The sequence below is a fragment of the Candidatus Protochlamydia sp. R18 genome, from assembly GCF_000648255.1.
GTDB classification, from domain to species: Bacteria; Chlamydiota; Chlamydiia; order Chlamydiales; family Parachlamydiaceae; genus Protochlamydia; species Protochlamydia amoebophila.
The window spans coordinates 89,301-108,671 of the sequence record NZ_BASL01000639.1 but is presented as its reverse complement, the minus strand read 5'-3'; the positions used below and the strand labels follow the sequence as shown (position 1 = coordinate 108,671).

The window sequence follows — 19,371 nt, the reverse complement described above, 5'->3', positions numbered from 1 at the left end:
AAAGTATCTATTTTGATCTGCTTAAAAATTTAAACTAATTTGTTAGGAGACATACATGTCTGAAAGAAATCAGCAAGATGGACAATTTGATAAATTGACCATTAAAATTGCCTCTGACGATGTCATACGTAATGAGTGGTCCCGCGGAGAGATTAAAAAACCTGAAACGATTAACTACCGAACATTTAAACCTGAAAAAGGTGGTCTTTTTTGCGAAAAAATCTTTGGACCCACACGTGACTGGGAATGTGCTTGCGGAAAATACAAAAAAATTAAACACAAAGGAATTGTTTGCGATCGTTGTGGTGTGGAAGTTACTTTATCCAAAGTTCGTCGTGAACGAATGGCTCACATTGATTTAGCTGTTCCAGTTGTTCATATTTGGTTTTTTAAAACAATGCCTTCTCGTATTGGTAATGTTCTCGGAATGACATCCGCCGATCTTGAACGGGTGATTTATTATGAAGAGTACGTTGTCATCAATCCAGGCCAAACGGATTTAGAAAGAAAGCAGCTATTAAACGACACTGAATATCGTGAAGCACAAGAAAAATGGGGGCGCGATAGCTTTGTGGCAAAAATGGGTGGCGAAGCCATTCGCGACCTCTTAGCGAGCGAAGATCTACAAACTCAATTGGTAGAATTAAAAGACAAACTTCGTAAAACTAAATCGCAGCAAGCTAGAATGAAGTTGGCGAAGCGTTTGAAAATTATTGAAAGTTTTGTTTCTTCGGATAACAAGCCTGAATGGATGATCATGTCTTGTGTTCCTGTGATTCCACCTGATTTACGTCCTTTGGTTCCTCTGGATGGTGGTCGCTTTGCTACGTCTGATTTAAATGATCTTTATCGCCGTGTGATTAACCGGAACAACCGTTTAAAAGCTATTTTAAAGCTTAAAACACCTGATGTAATCGTACGTAATGAAAAACGTATGTTACAAGAAGCTGTGGATGCTTTGTTTGATAACGGTCGTCATGGACATCCTGTTATGGGAGCTGGTAATCGCCCCTTAAAGTCATTATCTGAAATGTTAAAAGGAAAGCAAGGACGTTTCCGTCAGAACTTACTCGGTAAACGGGTGGATTATTCAGGTCGATCGGTTATTATTGTTGGTCCAGAATTGAAGTTCAATCAGTGTGGATTACCTAAATTAATGGCTCTTGAATTGTTTGAGCCCTTCATTGTAAAGAGACTTAAAGATCAAGGGTATGTTTATACGATTCGTTCAGCAAAAAAAATGATTCAAAGGCATGCTCCAGAAGTTTGGGATGTGTTAGAAGATATCATTAAAGGTCATCCAGTATTATTAAACCGCGCGCCAACGCTTCACCGTTTAGGTATTCAAGCTTTTGAACCGGTTTTGATTGAAGGTAAAGCGATTCGCATTCATCCACTTGTTTGTTCGGCATTTAACGCGGACTTTGACGGTGACCAAATGGCTGTTTATGTTCCTCTTTCTATTGAAGCACAGTTGGAAGCAAAATTGTTAATGATGGCGCCTGATAATATTTTCTTACCATCGTCAGGTAAGCCTGTTGCCGTTCCTTCTCAGGATATGACACTCGGTTTGTACTATTTAATGCTAGACCCTCTTTATATTCGAGAAAATCATGAATTAAAAACACAAGTTTTTCGAGATAGCGAAGAAGTACTGCTGGCTCTACAAGCAAGTGGTAGTTATAACTGGTATGAAGAAGGTAGCAAAAGTCCGAATGGAGAAAATCGTTCCGATTACTTAAGAGGAATTCGTATTCATGAAAAAATTAAATTACGAACAGAAAATGGGATTATTGAGACAACACCTGGACGTGTCGTTTTCAACACGATTGTTCCGAAAGAACTGGGTTTCCAAAACTATAGTTTACCTAAAAAGAAAATGGGTGAACTCGTTATGCAGTGCTATAAAAAGGCAGGACTCGAGGCAACGGTTCGTTTCTTAGATAATCTAAAAAGCATAGGTTTTGCGGAAGCGACTAAGTCAGCTCTTTCGATGGGTGTTTGCGATGTAAAAATTCCGACAATTAAGCAAAAAATCTTACATGATGCTCATGAACGCGTTGCTGTAGTCAGAAAACAGTACGAAGATGGTATCATAACTGAAGGGGAACGCTATTCTAAAACAATTAGTATTTGGACAGAGGTTTCAGATGTCCTTTCAGAAGAATTATTTAAGCTGATTAGTGAAGTTAAAGATAGCACAATGAACCCACTTTACTTAATGATGGATTCGGGTGCTCGTGGTAATAAATCGCAGATCAGACAGCTTGGAGCTCTGCGAGGTTTGATGGCAAAACCATCTGGCGACATCATTGAATCGCCGATCACTTCTAACTTTAGAGAAGGGCTATCGGTGATTGAGTTTTCTATTTCATCTCATGGTGCTCGTAAAGGACTGGCAGATACAGCGCTTAAAACAGCTGACTCAGGCTATTTGACTCGCCGTTTAGTCGATGTGGCTCAAGATGTGATCATTACAGAAGATGATTGTGGAACATTAAACGGAATTGATGTTTCAGCGATTAAGCAAGGTCAAGAAGAGTTACTACCTTTGAAAGACCGTATTTTTGGACGTACCGTTTGTGAAGATATTTATCAACCAGGTGATAGCACGAAATTGCTTGCTAAGAGTGGAGACACATTAACTGTTCTTCAAGCTGAAGCTATCGACGACTCAGGAATTGAAAGTATTCGAATTCGCTCCGTGTTGACATGTGAAACAAGACGAGGCGTCTGTGCAAAGTGCTATGGAATTAATTTAGCTAATAGCCGTTCAATAAGCATGGGTGAAGCTGTTGGTATTATTGCAGCTCAGTCGATAGGTGAACCAGGAACACAGTTAACAATGCGTACCTTCCACTTGGGTGGTATTGCATCTGCTGGTTTAACTCCAGAGATTGTTGCAGATGATAATGGTATACTTGTTTACACAGATTTGCGTACTGTAAAAACTGATGAGGGGAATTGGGTTGCTTTAAATAAAAATGGTAGACTTAATATTGTTAAAGATGAAGGGCGTACCTTAGATGAATATAAGAAGCTACTATCGACGAAATCGATCGAACCTTTGCAAGCATTTAACGTAGAACTCGGAACAAAGATTCTTCTTGAAGAGGGAACAAAAGTTAAACCGGGTACTCGTGTTGCCGAGTGGGAACAACATAATATTCCAATTATTTGCGATCGCCCAGGTTATGTTCGTTATGAAGATTTGGTAGAAGGACTTTCTACTGAACGTGACGTAAATAAGCAAACAGGTCAGGCAGAATTGATCGTAAAACAACATCGTGGTGAGTTACATCCTCAAGTTGCGATTTATGCTGATCAGGCTTGCGAAGATCTTGTAGGTACATATCCCTTACCTGCCGGAGCAATCATTTCAGTTGAAGAAGGTGAATTTGCTACAGCTGGTAAGATGCTTGCACGTCTTCCAAGAAGTGCTATTAAAACAAAAGACATTACTGGGGGGCTTCCACGTGTGGCGGAGTTATTCGAAGCACGTAAACCTAAAGATTCAGCAGAAATTGCTAAAATTGATGGGGTTGTGGATTTCCGAGGTGTTCAGAAAAACAAACGCATTGTCGTTGTTCGCGATGAAATGACAGGAATGGAAGAGGAACATCTTATCTCGCATACTAAGCACTTAATTATCCAACGTGGCGACCATGTTGTTAAAGGCCAACAATTGACAGATGGATTAGTTATCCCTCATGAAATTCTTGACATTTGTGGTGTTCGTGAACTTCAAAAGTATTTGGTTAACCAAGTACAAGAAGTTTATCGCCTACAAGGGGTAGACATCAATGATAAGCATATTGAAATTATTGTACGCCAAATGTTGAAGAAAGTTCGCGTCATTGATCCAGGCGACACAAGTCTTCTATATGGCGAAGAAGTTGATAAGAAAGAGTTCGAGGTTGAAAACCAAAAAGTTAGTCAAGAAGGTGGTAAGGCTGCCCAAGCAACCCCAGTTCTACTTGGTATAACTAAAGCTTCTTTGAGTACGGAATCCTTTATTTCAGCTGCTTCATTCCAAGATACAACACGTGTCTTAACAGAAGCTGCCTGTGCGGGTAAAACAGACTATTTAGTTGGTTTTAAAGAAAATGTCATCATGGGACACATTATTCCTGGTGGAACAGGTTTTGATCGCCATAAACGAGTTAAAATGTTCGTAGATAGCGAGCAAGAGCAAGAATTGGAATTCAATTTTGCGGATTAATTAAGCTCGTGAATTGTGTATTTCATTGCACAGACTGTTTGCAGTCTGTGCTTTTTTTTTACTAAATAAATTTTTAATATGAATTTTTATGATTAATCAAATAGTTCAACCTTGCTCCGATTGTGGTGTACCGAAAGATAAAGAAACGGAATGGCCACCTAAACATATTTGATACTTGTTTTAAAAGAGCTATTTCATTCCACAATTATTTCTTGAATTTTGTCTGATACTATAAACTCAACCATTTTTTATTCTTTTTGTCTTTTTAAATAAATGTCAGAAATTAGGAGTGTTTAAAGTTTATTTCTTGTGAGAGATTTCCAAAATGCTTAAAATAATTATTTCTAATTTTTTTTTATAGGACATTAAAACAACTAATTTCAAGTTTTAATTAAAGAGGGTTAATAATGAAAAAATTAAATAAGTTTTTGTTGCTAGGAATAAGTGTATGTTTGCTTAGTTCATGTACAAGAGATATTTCTTCTGATGTCTATTCAGTTAGACAAGTCGGTGAAGCTTCAATAACATATATGGGAAAGATTAGAAGTGTAAGAGCTGTGACCGTCAATCAAAATGCACAACTGGATGAAAACGGACTTGGTATAGCTGGAGGAGGCGTAACTGGAGGAATTATTGGAAATGCTGCGGGTAGAGGACATTTGCTTCCGACAGCATTTGGGGCAGTTGCGGGCGCTCTTGCCGGGTCTCTAATTGAAAAACGAGCTAAACAACAAGCAGGTTTAGAATATGCTGTGGAATTGGACAATGGGGATTTATTAACTGTTGTCCAGGGACCTAACGATAATTTTTACATCGGACAACCTGTTTATGTTATCGTCAGTGCTTCAGGTCGGTCGCGCATTACTCCTCAATAAATAAGGAATATTTTTAATAATTTCTTTTAGAGTTTTCCTAAAAAAACGTTTTTTTAAAAGTAGAAGTCGATGCTGACTGAATTAAGAATTTTTAGCATCGACTAAATTTTATTATTTTTTCGCTAAAAACTTATGAAGCAATTAAGACAGTGAACTTGTGAGTTAAAGTTTTTAATTACATATATTTTTTCTGATTAAAAAATTCGCAATATGGCCCGTGAATACCTTACATATGGCTAAACTAGTCTCTGCTTTTGTATAATTAATTTTTTTGTAGCATAGTTGTTTTTTTATAAATATGTAAAAGTATTATGCCAATTTATAATTTTATTCTTTTCTTGAGCGGAATGAATTTCATTCAATATTTAAAATAGAAAAATTTTGAAGAGAGGAGTAATCGAATAATTGCAGTTATTTAATATATATATTAAGAAATATAGAAAAATATTTTAAAATTACTATTGATTTGTTTAAAATTAAAATAACTAAGAATTAATCGAAAGTATAAATTTTGTGTTCACAGTACTTTCCTTCAGGCCTTCTTAAACCTACATTCACATACAGAGCTATACGATTGTCATTTTCACGATGTTGAAAAGAAAGACGTAAATGCCAAGCCGTCTGAATTGTTGTTAATAAATCGATTTCATATTCTAAATAACTAGGTTCTTTCTTTCGATTCCATCCTTGTCTAGAAGAAAATTCGCAAGCCCAATTAGGATGAAAGCGATAGAAGAAATGAAGTAAAAAAGTATTTCGTCTATCAGATAGAGCTGAATTAAATAAATTGTTTTCAGAACGAAAACTATCAAGAAAAAAGTTTTCTTCATCGACTTTGCGCCAACTATAAGCGCTTCTGTGACGATACTCGATAGCTAAGGCAAAGTCAGCGCTTAATGTCCATTCAGAGCGAAAATTAAAATGATCAAATAGATGATGTTGAAAATCCCAGGCTGTTTGAATCGTGTGTTTAATAGTAGAAATAGAGGAAAAGACAAATTTCCCATAAAGTTTGGGAAAAGTTCGAGCAATCGTTTTGGAGTTGAAAAAAGCGTGAGTATAAATATTTGCATAAAAAATTTGTGAAATGCCGTTTTGTTCTTTTAATAACAATGAATTTTTAAAACCTATCGTTAATTTGTTTAAGCGAGCCCAACCATCTGTAATATCAAAAATGTAATGTTGATTGGGAGATGAAGTAGGAGAGGTATAGTAGTGAAAAAATGAATAAGGGGTAACAACATGTTTAAAGTTGCCAAGATGTTTATAAAGTTGTGTTTCAACTCGACAACCGACTAATCCCAAACTAAGAAGTTGAGAGGAATGTTTCGGGCTATTTCCATAAAAAATCTCTATAAAACCCATTTGAGGGGTAATAGTTACGGGGCCTGCAATGAATGGCCGATATAAAGTAGGTCTATATTCAAACCGATTGGAAGCATAATTAGGAACATCCACTATATGTTTGGAATACTTAAAATCTAAGTAAGAAACACTAGCCCAATTTTCAAATATAATTCCCGTTCTTTGCAAAGGGAAAGGCTTAAAGTTTACTGACAGGGTAGGAAGCTCTTGTTTAACGGTTTGAAAACTATTAATACGCAAACGTGTGTATAAATTTCCAATCCATAAATTTTCTTGTCTTCTGATTAATACTTGTGTTCTTTCTGACGGATCAAAATCAAAATCTCTATCGTGGTAACTACTTGGCATATCTCTATCACTGATCTTGTCATAAGTCATTAAGATACTTACTTTATCTTGATCTAACAGTGTTTTAAATAACCCTTCAAAACGATATCGGGCTTTTTCATTTGGGTCCAAAAGAGAAGAATCTCTAGCTAAATAATTAATGCTTTGAAATTCCGTTTTACGATCAACAGAATGATACCTTGTTTCAATACCTCCTCCTGGGCCTCTAGCTAAACGATAATCAAATCGCACAAATGTTTTCCAACGATTCCAAGAAAATATTTCGTAAGTAAGTCCTACACGTGGCCCCTGTCTTCCTCCCCATCTAAAACGATAACGAATAGGGGAATCAAAAATAGAGTCTAAGTTAGCGCTTAAAGAAGGAATCCATAAAATAGTGTATTTTTTGAGTTTTAGTTGTACATCATAAGCTTTCAGGTATCGTCCTTGTTTGACATAGACATTATTTGAATAAAGACCCCATTCGGGTTGTTCGTTTTCCGATGTCGTAATATAACCATTATATAAAACATAACTACCATCACAGCGCATTTCAATTTTTTCGCCTCCGAAAAACCAAGGTTCTATCGCTGTCCGTCCATATTCAATAAAACCTTCTTTTTTTTGAAAGTCATAGTAGAGTTTTTGTCCTGTAAATAGGTAATCTCCAAATTCGATTATGAGCTGGTCTTTTGCTTCAATTGTTAAAATCGGAGTTTTATCGATCATTTTTTTTGTATAACGGATGACTTTTGCTTGGATACGAAGACGAGGTGCAGAAATCACTCCTCCTTGATTGGTTGTCATAACACCATCTATATAAAGAGGTTCTTTTAGGTCGACAGTGATGCCTTCAGCAAAACCCTCATGTAAGACTTTAACGGTTTCTTCAGCATAATTGGAGAGGCAAAACCCTAAAAATGAAAGAAGAGATAAAAATAAAATGAAGGGATGAAAACACATGGATATACGTTTGATAAGATAAAAAGAGCAGATTATACGATGAAAGCGATTAACTCAAAAGGTGAGAATGACCTATTTCAGAGTAAAATGGATAGAAATACTGGAGATACCTAATTCTAATTTTTGAATTTTTTAAATGAATCAATATATAATAAAAAATAGTGATATTTTCTTTTTTATTTAAAATAGTTTGAATTCATAAAATCGTTGCAAGAAATAGATTAAAGTCTTTGAGATGTGTATATTTTAACAATATAATGACGAACTTATACCATGACGAACTTATGATCGCGATAAAGTTCTATAGATAAAATAAAATTTTAGCGATTCATTGTCACAAGGAATCCAATTATTTTTAAAAGAATTTTTGCTATTGATTTTATGCAGCAAGTTTGGACATACAATCTCTCACTTTTACCAGAAAAAAAGTCCTCAAATTTAAGCGAAAATCGAAAGGAATTAATTGATGATTTGATCAGATATCAGACATCAAAGAACAATTTTTGGCAGATACAGCTCTTCCGAGAAAAAAATATTTCGGCAGGAAGGAGCAAGCTATTTGATGCAAAAATTTGGAGTAAAAGAAGTTTTAGCATTGTTTTCTAATACTGATCCTAAAACAATCGATTTTAAACAAGAAAAAGCAAGCTTAAATCAGCAACTTAAAGAAGTTTGTGGAGAATAAAGATCATTTTTCTATCCACATTTTAATATCATTTCTTGAAAGAAATTGAATTAAATTTAAAAGTCTTAGAAATTGGCAAGTTTTTAATTTACAAAAGCTTGTCGATACTCCTTTCAGAGAAATTTTCCAACTGATTAATTTATTGTGTGGCTCGCAACAGAATACCTGCCAAGGCATACTTATTATTGGTTTGATCTTGACTAATGGCTTCCAAAAGCGCTTCAATTCCTAGCGTATCTTGATTAATAGCAAAAGCTTCATATATTTTAATTAAAAGCTGAGAAGCTTCAGCGGGAGCTAGTTGATAACTGTTTTCAGTTAATTTCCAAGGATTTGTAATAGATCCTTTAAATCGAATAAATTCAGTTTCTCGTTGAGTTTTGACCCACTGTCTGAGTTGTTCCGCGTAAGGGCCTTTTTCTTGAAGACGATAAAGTGCCAAGTTACAATAATGACGCACAAACGGAGCTCCTAATTGTTGTTGATGAGCTTTTAAACAATTGACTGCGTCGTGAGAGCCTATTTCTTCTAACAAGCTAGTAACTAACGGAATAAGCTCATTTTGCTGTGATTCAAAAATGGCATGAGCAAGCACAATAAAAAAAGGCTCGGAAAGATTTCTTACGGTTTCAACGACAGATTCTTTAAGGGTTATATGTTCTTGATAATCCAGGTCACCTTCCATGATTTGGCTAGCTGAAGGAATGATTCTCCAAATTTTAAAAGTTCTACCAGGGGAATGATCAGGAACAAATGCATAATCTTTTTTATGGCGTAAAATGATCTCTTTCAAATAAGGAAAACAAACCGTATTTTTTTGATTTAATAGAGCTAAAACAGCATTAATGCGCAATTGAGGATTTGAGTGGTCTAAGAAGTTTGTAAGAACCTCACTTTTTTCAGGAATTTCTCCTAAAGCTTGAATGGCAAATAAATTTTCTTGTTTTGCCATTGCTTCAATAGCATCAGCAGAGGTGTTGATTCCTAATTTATATAAAGCCAAATGAGCCGCTAAGGCAACTGTTGGATAGGGAGAAAAGGTTAATTTTTGCAATTTGTCTTTGCTATACCCATCGTAAAAAACTCCGAGAGCATGTGCACAAGCTTCTTGTTGAATTTGATTTCCTTGAAAAGCTTGTTGCCTAATTTGTGGAAGTAAATCATCTCTTTTATATTTAGCAATGCTGTGGATGACTGACAAACGAACTGTTTCAGAAGAATGATGCAGTAATTTTCTTAAGACCCTTATAGCTTGTGGAGTTCCCACGGAGGCAATTAAAGGTGGATAAAGAGAAATTAGAATTTCTGGCGTTTTATACATAAGAGATTCAGCTTGATTAATAGAGGCGGGATGATTTTTTAAACAAAGTTGTTTTAAAGCTTCTAGTCGAATTAAAAGTTGATTAGATCCCATCGCTTTAAGAATCGTTTGATCAGCTTTATCACTTTGAAGGCGAGATAAGGTATTCAATGCAATCAATTGAATTTGAGGATAACGATTTTTTAAACCAGCTTCTAAGATATAATAGGCATCTTCATGAGCAGAAACACTTGCGCCTAGCAAAGACAAAAGTTCAATTTCAGGATCAGATTGTCTATATCCAAAATCTAAAATCCCTAATCCTATGTGATGTAAAAGTTCAAAATCATGCAATTCATTAGCTTGAAGGTTATTCATGTAGATATTTAATGCTTGAGAATGATCTCCTTGCTGGATAAGAAAAAGAATACGCCCGCTTTGAGAAGTATGGATTTCTTTTGCTTGCAAAAAAAAATGACAAAATAGAGAGAATAAAACTCCTTTTATGACTAAATTGAGATTCATTTAAAACTCATTGTTTAAATTATCGATCTTTTAAATATTTCCAGAGATCGATGCCTATCTCAGATAGACACAATCTCAAAGTATTAATAGGAAGTCCCATTACATTATAATAACATCCTTCCAGCTTTTTGATGATTAAACTTCCCGCTCCTTGAACCATGTATCCACCCGCTTTGTCTGCACAGTGAATCTTTTCTTGATATTGATGGATTTCATCATCTGTCAATGAATTAAATAAAACTTTTGTTTCTTCAAATTGTTGAATTTCTTGATTTTCATTTGATACGTTAACTCCTGTATAAACGGAATGCCAATGGCCAGCAAGTTCACGTAAATTTTGAAAAGCTTCTTCTTTACTACGTGGTTTTCCGAAAACTTTTCCTTCTTTGTAAACAATAGTGTCTGCAGAAATGAGAATATCTTTAGGAAATTGATATCTAAGTGATTTGGTTTTACCCGCGGATAAACTTAAAACATAGTGTTCTGGGTTACCTTCAAACGGGACTGTCTCTTCATCAAAGACAGGGCTCACTTGTTCAAAGGGAAGAGAAAAAAAATTTAAAATTTCTTTACGACGAGGAGATTGTGATCCTAAAATTATCTTCATTGTTATTATCCCTAGCTTAGAAATATTTGCGGGAAAAGTTGAATTTTTTGTTTATCTAAATTAAGTTTAGGACAATAAAGTTGCAACTGAGTTTTAATCTTTTCTTCAATTCGTTTTAAAGATTTGTAAGTTGGCATCTCCTCGGTAAAAAAACCAATATATTCTTTATCATTGCAATAAGCACTCTCAAATATTTTTTCCAGTTTCCACTTTTGTCTATTTTCTTGAGACGTTTGTTGAAGATGTATTGCAATTTCTCCTTGTAATAAATAGCCTAAAAAGAGACGTATTTGGATAGGGTTTGACATGAAATAACTTTATGGGAAATTTATGATTATTTTATCAAAAAATAGGTTTAAGAGATTATTCTAGAATTAGCTTACTATACGATATAGGCCATCCATGATTAAGAATGTTTTATTTCGATGGAATCCCTTAAATATATTTGGGATAGAAGTTGAGTATCAAGATTACTTCATCAACCTCTTGAATCTGACGAAACGTTGATGCAAGATAGTCGTGGTTGCGTCCATCGTTTAAAAGTTTCTTCTAAACACTCTACCTTTTGGGAGACAGTTCTTTATTGGATTCAAATTCACCTTAATAAAAAAGGTCATTTGGATGCAATTGATAAATTATTATCTTCTTTTGATTCTCAAATCCTTCAATGTTCTTTTTTAGCAGCTAAAGAATTTAAAGAAATAAAATCTAATCTAGAAAGTTTAAAATCATTGAAAAATGATTATCATTTTCGACAATCAATTGGCATTAAAGTGATTGATAAATGGTTGGCGGAAATTGAAGACAAAGCTTTTTCTATTTTTGAGTATAGTATGCAGAAAATGGCTAGAGAACAAGAAGAAGAAAGGAAAAATTTTTTTTTATTTCTAACAGAGGAAGTCAATTTATTTGTTATAAATTTAATTCATGACCATCAAAATAATCTACAACAAATTAAATTTTTTTTATTAGCCTCTTCTCAACATTTAATTAAACTTTTTCAAGAGCGTACTGAATATATCCACATTTGCTTATATAAAATTAAAATGTTAATAAAGAATATTAATTTATTAGAACATGAGCACCAGGATAAATTTACAATTCCCTTTTTTGAAGAATATGTTTACCAAATGCGTAAAAAATTGACAAAAGGATTGAATCTCATTGAATTGCAAGTCATCACTCTAATTGATCATTTAAAAATTGCTTATCAAGTGAATGCCACCAAAGATGTTATTAAAAATCTGTTAGCCACTCTTGAAGTTAATCCGCGTGAAATAAGGCAAAACGAGGAAAAAGAAAGAAACAATTTACTGGCTGAAGTGAAAATCCTTCAGAGTCTATTGTCTACTTAAGATTAAAATAATTTGTTTAAGTGTAGCTCATTCTATTATTATTGAGCTAGTCTTTTTTTTAATCGATCTGAAAATGTAAGAGCAACAATATCCAATAAATTTTGATGATTTTTGACAGATCTATTCTTTTCTAATCTATCTAAAATCTGTTGTCCATTGATTAAAATAGATTCAAGTGAAGATGGAATAAAATTAATTTTATTAAGATGAGGATGTAAATAATACCTGTCATACATAGAGACAAATAAGGTTGTCAGCAAATGAATATCAGCTTGCAATTCTTTTTCTTTAGATCTTTGTTCAAACTGCTTCGTGTAAACATTTAATTTATTTAATAAACTTGATTCAGTCCAAAAAAATAGAAGAACTTCTTCAGGATGTATCCCTTTGAAGTCCGGGGGAGTATAGGCATCTGCATGTGTAGAATGAATGAGTTGGTAACGATATAGCATATAGTAAACAGAATAAATAAAAAGCTTAATTCCTATTGAAATATGAGATATTTCAAAATTTGGGTTTAATTTAAAAAGAGGATCTGGAGTTGTTCCTCCATGAATAATTTTTCGTTTGACTTCATAAAAATCGTCAATCCATTTCCAAAATAGCTCTAATGGTTTTGTAAATTTTAACGGAAGAAGGGAGCGAAGCTTATGTTTAAAATCTGCTGTGACTTGTTGATCATTAAGATCGAATAAAGCTTCAAAACTCGAAGCTAAAAAGACTACATCTTCTGGTTCAAATAAATATTCAGAAAACTGAACCTCCTTTTCAAAAAGATTAACAAACCGTTGAAAGAAGCGATCGACAAAATATCGAATGGAGCGAACGAGACGTTTATAGGCATGAATGGTAGCCATGTTTTCATGGGGAGCAGATTGATAAATTGTTAGCAGCGTTTTTCCCAGTCCTTGGCAGATGTCTTGATCAAGAAAATGAATACAAACAGTCTCTTCGCGATAACTTTCATTGATGTAAAGGTTTTTCCAGTTATCTTTGGTTTTAATAAAGTCGAGAGTACAAGGAATGATTTTTCTAAAGGCATTAAAAGAAGGAATTTCATTTCCATAGTAAAGATCTCGAAAAGTACAAGCAAAATAAAGCAAATAAAGAGCATCGACTAAAACAGCCTCTCTTTCTGAAACAGGAATTTGATTTGAGATAGAAATACATGTTGTTTCTTTAGGATATAGTTTGATTGTATTAATCCACTCAACTTTTTCATTACCAACCTTAGCTTTTATTTGACCAATAGAGTAAATGTAATTATGAAAAAAAAGATGTTCGGTTTGATTTAAATAAGTTGAATATTGGGAAGCAGGCCAAAAGATAACAGCTCCAAATTGAATACATGTTTCTTTTGCTAATTCAACAAAGGGGAGGCAAGCATAAATCTGATAATTCAAATTACTATTATTCATTATCCACCTTAATCAAAGAATTTAAATATTTTTTTATGGAAACTGAATGCCATTTTTCTCAAAGTTTCTTTATATTTCACTAAGGAGATATTTTTTTAAATACTTTGTCCCAAATAATTGAGGGGCATTTTTTATTGCTGGGCATAAAAAAATCGAAAAATTAAATTCTCAATTAGAAAAATTATCCAAAAGGTGTAATTTCAGATTTGTGAAATGAAAAAGGCAAGTCCGAAGACCTGCCTTTTGATCACTGATTTAGAAAATCAGACCTTAGTTCACAATTAAGCTCTCTTCTTGTGTGATCGGATTTTTAATGAAATCCGAGCTTACTTGCACTTTAGGACGTAAATCACCGCGACTATTAGCCTTAACAGTGATATAGTACTCAAGTGTTTGCCGAGGAGCGAGATTTGGGAATGGAGCAAATGTAACTGTTTGTCCTTTTAACTGAGCTGCAGATGCACCAGATGCGTTAACTGGAGTAAGCTCGCTTGGGAAGTTGACAACAACATTTACATTTGTATCATACTCTTGACCTTTGTTAGTCACAATCACTTTAAAGCGGCTTGTTTCACCAACACAAATTGGATTATCGGAATTTGTTATACCGACATCAAGAGCTGGGCGTCCTTTCCAGTTTGTACCAAATTCGCAGCTAGAGTTGCAACCTTCACAGTTAGTGACATTAACTCTATTAACAAAATAGCCAGGTGTGCAAGTTGTCAACGTAGCGTTGAATGTTGCTTTTTCACCAGCTTTTAGTTCTTTAAGTTTCCAAATAGCTTGTTTGCCATTAATGTTTGCACCAGAAGCTGTCACAATACTTGTTGCAGAAGGAGCTGTATCTGTAACAACAACTTCATGAAGTGACTTGTCACCTGTGTTCACAACTGTGATTTGGTAATCAGCATTTTGTCCGACAGGAACTTCTTTAGGTCCAACTTTTTGGCATTCAACTTGGCAGCATGCGACACATGTGCAAGCTTCGCAAGATGTTTGATTAGCATTGCAAGCTGTTACAACTGCTGTATTGCAGAAATTTCCACGATGGCAAGTTGTTAAGCAGAAGTTCACTTTTTTCGTTTGGCAAGGCTCTAAGGTGCCTAACTTAAAGTTAAGAGTTTTTTGACCACTAGCATGTTCTAGTCCATCTGGAATATTGTCAGTAATGACAACATCTTCGGCTGGGCATGTACCAATGTTTGTTACAGTAATTGTATAGTTGATTGGTTCATTTGGACCAACTTCAGCTGGTGCATGTTTTTCACAAACAAGAACAGGTTTTGCACAAAGGAGAGCGCAATAGGCAACTGGAGTTGCTTTCACGCAGAAGCATGTGCAAAGATCACCTTCTCTTTCGCTTTTTAACCAAATTCTAGCTGGAACAGTTTGTCCTCGGTTCATGCTGCCAAAAGACCAAACAACAGTACGGCCATCAACTTTTGCTTCTGGTTGGCTTCTCAAATAAGTTACACCTTCAGGAAGAGTAGTTGTTAGAATAACTTCACAAACATCACAGCTACTAGAAATTTCTAAATCTAGAGGATATTGGTCACCAAGAATACACATCTTGGGGTTTCGAGCTTTAACTGTTACCCCATTTGTAGAGCACTCACCTGCAGGTCCAGCTTTACATTGCTTTAAAGGTGCTGCACACTTAGGTGGGCAGTGCTCTTGAGCAACTAAAGGGTAAGCAGGTTTGCTAGTCGCTTTTTGTGGAACCGCGCATGACTGTGGTTCACAAACTGGCCGGCATGAATTGAGAGTTTTGCAAGGCTCTGAACAAGGCTTGCATACAGGAGGACAGATTGGTTTACTTGGCGCACAAATCGGGGCCGAAGGTTCGCAATAATCGCTGCTTCCGTGTGAATTGGAACAGCCTGTCCAAAGAAGTGCCGAAACACCTAAAAAAACCAACGAGGTTAATATCCCTAGTTGTTTTCTCATAAAGACTCCTTGGTTAAGGTCTTAGTTGTAGAAGATTTTGGATAATTCTTTTGAATTATAAATTTAGAGTCAGTATCGTTACATGCCCTACAGTTTTTCTGATCTGATTAAGAAAGATGTCTTACTTACCGACCTTTATGAGCTGTATTTTTTTGCGAAACTTTTAGATGGCATGGGGTGCGTTTGAAAACTTCGCATTCATTTAAACTCATCGTTGAGTTTTTGTGTTTGACTTTTTCAATTTACACAACTCCTTTGCCAATTACTTAAAACTTTGTAACTAAGCAGAGAAATTATTCATCTGCTTTTGAGTTTCACATGCATTGGCATGCAAATCGCATTTTAGTAGCAATCACTGTTGTCAAAATATTTTGGTTCGCATACCGGCTTTGGAGAACATGCCCTTGGCTCGCAGTAACGTGGCTTTGGAGAGCACGGCTCACAGCTTGGGTTACGATCGAAACAGCAGCTAGATAAAGACAATACTAATGTAGCTAAAAAGCCTAAACCTAAAAATTTTTTCATAAAAGAACTCCTGTTAGTTTTTAAAAAGTGTAAAGGATAACATTCGTCATTTTCTATTACCCATTTATATATCGCCTTTTTCTTCATGTAAGCATGTTGATTAAGGGTCGATTAACAAAAAAGTATTTATCTCATTAAATACGCCTTAAGAATTAATTGTTCCAGAAGATTTTTTTAATTAAAAATGAGTTTTGCTAGAAACTGTTTTTAACTCCTTGGTTTTCAAATTGATAAAAATTTTTAAAGTGCAAAAAAAATCTCTTTAAAAAAATTCTAAAAAAAACAGGAAAACAGGAAATGATAAGCAATAAATAAGTTTTCCTTGCTTTAAAAAGCCTTCAAAATCTATTAAAAATATGATTAAGGTAGTAGATTTCTTGAAAATTTTGTTAAACACAAAGAATTGGTTAGATTCATAAAATTAAAACTTTATAAAAAATGAAAAATAAGGAAATTTTTAAATTTTTAATTTTCCTTGCCATCCTAATTTTTCTCTTAGAGTAGCGAAATAATCATGCCTTTCTAAGCAAACTAAATCAAAAGTTTGAGAAGAAATAGAAGCATGAAAAATTTCGTTTGTTGATAAGCTAAAACTCGATATGCCATCTGAGGAAACTTCAACGGGAGCGTAGGAACTTAAATATTTAACTTGAATAGATATTTCTGGCATTAAAACAATGGGGCGATTAGAAATCGTATGGGGACAAATAGGAGTAAGAACAAAAGCTTTTAATTCTGGCGTTAAAATCGGGCCGCCGGCTGCCAAAGAGTATGCTGTTGATCCACTCGGAGTCGAGATAATCATCCCATCAGCTGAAAAAGTGTTGAGATAGTTTCCATCCACATAAATAGCTAAATCAATTAAGCATGGATTCTGAGCACGGTGAATAACGGCTTCATTAACTGCAAAACAAGAGGGCTTACATAATACTGAACCTTCCATCATCATCCGTTTTTGAACACGATAACGTCCTTTAATTAAATCTTCTAAGCTTGGAAAAATGCCATCTAGCGGAATGTCAGCTAAAAAACCAAGACTTCCTAAATTAATTCCAAGTAAAGGAGCATGAATAGTTGGGTGTTTATGAATGAGTCGTAAGATTGTGCCATCTCCTCCGAGAGAAATACGAAAATTGATATGTTGAACGTTTACTTGTGATAGGGGAAATACGTTTAATTGTTTGGCATGTTTATCTTCGGCAGTAATTTCAATATTTCGAGAAATCAAAAACTGGCAAATCTCTGCTGCAATTTTTAAGGAAGGATCTTTACTTTCATTAGGAAATAGTGCAATCATCATAGCATATCTACTTGTTCAAGTATGTCTTACAAACTTTGAAAATAATTTAAGCAACAGGATTAAGGGTATTTTGTGCTATTAAATTAAAATGAGATTGAATTTGTCTGAAAATTTTTTCAGGCACCAAGCCAATCTCGTTTAAAAGATCCTGATTTCTACCATGATCGAGAAAAGCTTCGGGTATTCCCAAATTTAAAACTTGTATTTGATTAAACCCTTGTCCAACTAAAAAGTTGTTAATAATCGAGCCCATCCCAGAAACAACACTATGTTCTTCAATGGTGACAATTTTATTGTGATTTAGAAGCAGCTTACAAAAAAGTTCTGAGTCTAATGGTTTAATAAAAATAGGATCTAAAACTGTAGCTTCAATGCCAGTCTGAGCTAATAGGTCTCGGACTTTTAATGCCGCCTGATTCATATGACCTAAGGCGACAATTAAAATTTCGTTGCCTTCGATTAGAACTTCTCCCTTTCCTAATTCTCTTTCACAAATAGGATGGTTAAATTCTTCGGTCATTAAGTTTGGATAACGGATAGCCGTTGGCCTTTTCCAACTAAAAGCTGATTCCATCAACTCTTTTAAAACCTGTCCATTACGAGGCTGTGCAATAATCATATTTGGCATCGCATTCAAAAATGAAATATCATAGATCCCGTGATGGGTAGAACCATCAGGTCCTGAAATTCCTGCTCGATCAATGGCAAATACGACCGGTAACTCTTGCAAGCAAATATCATGAAAAACGTTGTCAAAAGCTCTTTGTAAGAAAGTTGCATAAATAGAGGCGACGATTTTCATTTTACCTCCATATGCCATACCCCCTGCAAAAGTAATCGCATGAGATTCAGCAATACCCACATCAATACAGCGTTCAGGAAAAGTTTTCATAAAATCATCTAAGCAAGACCCTGCAGACATGGCTGGGGTTATTGCCACAATGCTAGGATCTTTTTCAGCCATTTTTAAAAGATGAGAACCAAATATTTTGGGAAAAGTAGGTTTGGTTATCGGGTTTGGTAAAAATTTACCAGTATCTTTACTAAATGGCTTGGCTCCGTGGTAAGAGATTGGATTTTTGATGGCTTCATCCATTCCTTCCCCTTTTCTGGTCAAAACGTGAATGATAACTGGCCAGTTAGAGTCTTTTACACCTTCTAAAACATCCACTAGTTTTTTTGTGTCGTGTCCATCAATCGGTCCGATATAAGAAAGACCATATTGTTCAAAATAAACGGCAGGGCTCACCAAATTTTTTAAAGATTCAGTAATTTTATGTCCTTGTTGTGAAAGAATGGGACCATAATTAGGTATTTTAGAAACGATTGTATCAAGCTCTTGGTGAATTTTATTTGTTGTAGGATTACTTAGTAAGCGACTTAAAATATGCGTAATTGCTCCCACATTTTTAGAAATAGACATAGCATTATCATTGAGAATTACGATAAAGCGCTTAAGCTCTCGAGAAATATTGTTTAGGGCCTCTAAAGTTAATCCACATGTTAAAGTTGCATCACCAATAATTGGGATAATATAATCTTTTCTCTTAGTTAAGTCTCTATTTTTGGCAACACCTAATGCTAAGGAAAGAGCGGTTCCTGCATGTCCTGCATGGAAGTGATCATGAATAGATTCTTTAGGATGAGAAAATCCACACAATCCTTTGAATTGTCTAATTTCATGAAAGCGATCATTTCGACCTGTTAGTAATTTATGAACATAAGTTTGGTGACTAACATCCCAGATAAATTTGTCATCAGGGGACTCAAAAACTTTATGCAGAGCTAAAGTGAGTTCAACCACACCCAAATTTGAGGCTAAATGTCCTCCATTAACAGATAAAACTTCAATAATGCGTTGTCTAATTTCATGAGCTAAGTACTTGAGATCACTATAGGAAAGATTTTTGATATCATTGGGATGATTCAGATTCGATAGAATTGATTGTGTCATTCA

General features: G+C 34.8%; 13 protein-coding genes. 5 read left to right on the top strand and 8 right to left on the bottom strand.

Annotated elements, in window-relative coordinates:
• Positions 1–55 precede the first annotated feature (55 nt).
• A complete protein-coding gene (gene rpoC / locus TY19_RS03430) occupies positions 56–4,222 on the top strand; it encodes a DNA-directed RNA polymerase subunit beta' (protein ID WP_042280173.1) in 4,167 nt (1,388 codons plus the stop codon).
• Between the two features lie 407 nt (positions 4,223–4,629).
• Positions 4,630–5,097 carry an outer membrane lipoprotein gene (locus TY19_RS03425; RefSeq protein ID WP_042280171.1) on the top strand — a complete coding sequence of 156 codons (468 nt, stop codon included), beginning with the start codon at positions 4,630–4,632 and terminating at the stop codon, positions 5,095–5,097.
• A gap of 492 nt (positions 5,098–5,589) precedes the next feature.
• On the opposite strand, the gene TY19_RS03420 is transcribed toward TY19_RS03425, so the two are convergent.
• The gene (locus TY19_RS03420; protein ID WP_042280169.1) at positions 5,590–7,752 is read right to left on the bottom strand and encodes a hypothetical protein; all 2,163 of its coding nucleotides are present in this window, start codon (positions 7,750–7,752) and stop codon (positions 5,590–5,592) included.
• A 559-nt stretch (positions 7,753–8,311) separates the two neighbouring features.
• Between TY19_RS03420 and TY19_RS20520 the strand changes: the two genes are divergently transcribed.
• Positions 8,312–8,437 (top strand): hypothetical protein, encoded by a 126-nt coding sequence (locus TY19_RS20520; protein ID WP_255346657.1) that lies wholly within the window; start codon positions 8,312–8,314, stop codon positions 8,435–8,437.
• A 139-nt stretch (positions 8,438–8,576) separates the two neighbouring features.
• Here the strand turns inward: TY19_RS20520 and TY19_RS03415 are convergent, their stop codons facing one another.
• The 3 genes from TY19_RS03415 to TY19_RS03405 are packed head-to-tail and all read right to left on the bottom strand — an operon-like array spanning position 8,577 to position 11,177.
• A complete protein-coding gene (locus tag TY19_RS03415) occupies positions 8,577–10,262 on the bottom strand; it encodes a HEAT repeat domain-containing protein (RefSeq protein WP_042280167.1) in 1,686 nt (561 codons plus the stop codon).
• A 19-nt stretch (positions 10,263–10,281) separates the two neighbouring features.
• A complete protein-coding gene (locus tag TY19_RS03410) occupies positions 10,282–10,869 on the bottom strand; it encodes a Maf family protein (RefSeq protein WP_042280166.1) in 588 nt (195 codons plus the stop codon).
• An 11-nt stretch (positions 10,870–10,880) separates the two neighbouring features.
• Complete coding sequence (locus TY19_RS03405) at positions 10,881–11,177, bottom strand: hypothetical protein (protein ID WP_011175161.1); 297 nt, start codon at positions 11,175–11,177, stop codon at positions 10,881–10,883.
• Positions 11,178–11,375: 198 nt separating this feature from the next.
• Here TY19_RS03405 and TY19_RS03400 point away from each other — a divergent pair, with 198 nt between their 5' ends.
• Positions 11,376–12,224, top strand: coding sequence for a hypothetical protein (locus TY19_RS03400; RefSeq protein WP_042280164.1), 849 nt, complete (start codon positions 11,376–11,378; stop codon positions 12,222–12,224).
• 38 nt (positions 12,225–12,262) lie between these two features.
• Here the strand turns inward: TY19_RS03400 and TY19_RS03395 are convergent, their stop codons facing one another.
• Positions 12,263–13,642, bottom strand: coding sequence for a hypothetical protein (locus tag TY19_RS03395; protein WP_042280162.1), 1,380 nt, complete (start codon positions 13,640–13,642; stop codon positions 12,263–12,265).
• Positions 13,643–13,912: 270 nt separating this feature from the next.
• Positions 13,913–15,589 (bottom strand): DUF11 domain-containing protein, encoded by a 1,677-nt coding sequence (locus TY19_RS03390; protein WP_042280160.1) that lies wholly within the window; start codon positions 15,587–15,589, stop codon positions 13,913–13,915.
• Between the two features lie 318 nt (positions 15,590–15,907).
• On the opposite strand from TY19_RS03390, the gene TY19_RS16130 reads away from it, so the two are divergent.
• Complete coding sequence (locus TY19_RS16130) at positions 15,908–16,066, top strand: hypothetical protein (RefSeq protein ID WP_158383120.1); 159 nt, start codon at positions 15,908–15,910, stop codon at positions 16,064–16,066.
• Positions 16,067–16,571: 505 nt separating this feature from the next.
• On the opposite strand, the gene TY19_RS03385 is transcribed toward TY19_RS16130, so the two are convergent.
• Together TY19_RS03385 and TY19_RS03380 are read right to left on the bottom strand one after the other, a co-directional pair.
• Positions 16,572–17,414, bottom strand: coding sequence for an NAD(+)/NADH kinase (locus tag TY19_RS03385; protein ID WP_039357286.1), 843 nt, complete (start codon positions 17,412–17,414; stop codon positions 16,572–16,574).
• 46 nt (positions 17,415–17,460) lie between these two features.
• Positions 17,461–19,368 carry a 1-deoxy-D-xylulose-5-phosphate synthase gene (locus TY19_RS03380; protein WP_042280157.1) on the bottom strand — a complete coding sequence of 636 codons (1,908 nt, stop codon included), beginning with the start codon at positions 19,366–19,368 and terminating at the stop codon, positions 17,461–17,463.
• Positions 19,369–19,371 lie beyond the last annotated feature (3 nt).

What these genes read in the sequence shown, in the direction of transcription:
- rpoC (WP_042280173.1), top strand. Translation starts at nt 56, where the DNA reads ATGTCTGAAAGAAATCAGCAAGATGGACAATTTGATAAATTGACCATT.
- TY19_RS03425 (WP_042280171.1), top strand. Translation starts at nt 4,630, where the DNA reads ATGAAAAAATTAAATAAGTTTTTGTTGCTAGGAATAAGTGTATGTTTG.
- TY19_RS03420 (WP_042280169.1), bottom strand. Translation starts at nt 7,752, where the DNA reads ATGTGTTTTCATCCCTTCATTTTATTTTTATCTCTTCTTTCATTTTTA.
- TY19_RS03415 (WP_042280167.1), bottom strand. Translation starts at nt 10,262, where the DNA reads ATGAATCTCAATTTAGTCATAAAAGGAGTTTTATTCTCTCTATTTTGT.
- TY19_RS03410 (WP_042280166.1), bottom strand. Translation starts at nt 10,869, where the DNA reads ATGAAGATAATTTTAGGATCACAATCTCCTCGTCGTAAAGAAATTTTA.
- TY19_RS03405 (WP_011175161.1), bottom strand. Translation starts at nt 11,177, where the DNA reads ATGTCAAACCCTATCCAAATACGTCTCTTTTTAGGCTATTTATTACAA.
- TY19_RS03400 (WP_042280164.1), top strand. Translation starts at nt 11,376, where the DNA reads ATGCAAGATAGTCGTGGTTGCGTCCATCGTTTAAAAGTTTCTTCTAAA.
- TY19_RS03395 (WP_042280162.1), bottom strand. Translation starts at nt 13,642, where the DNA reads ATGAATAATAGTAATTTGAATTATCAGATTTATGCTTGCCTCCCCTTT.
- TY19_RS03390 (WP_042280160.1), bottom strand. Translation starts at nt 15,589, where the DNA reads ATGAGAAAACAACTAGGGATATTAACCTCGTTGGTTTTTTTAGGTGTT.
- TY19_RS16130 (WP_158383120.1), top strand. Translation starts at nt 15,908, where the DNA reads ATGCATTGGCATGCAAATCGCATTTTAGTAGCAATCACTGTTGTCAAA.
- TY19_RS03385 (WP_039357286.1), bottom strand. Translation starts at nt 17,414, where the DNA reads ATGATGATTGCACTATTTCCTAATGAAAGTAAAGATCCTTCCTTAAAA.
- TY19_RS03380 (WP_042280157.1), bottom strand. Translation starts at nt 19,368, where the DNA reads ATGACACAATCAATTCTATCGAATCTGAATCATCCCAATGATATCAAA.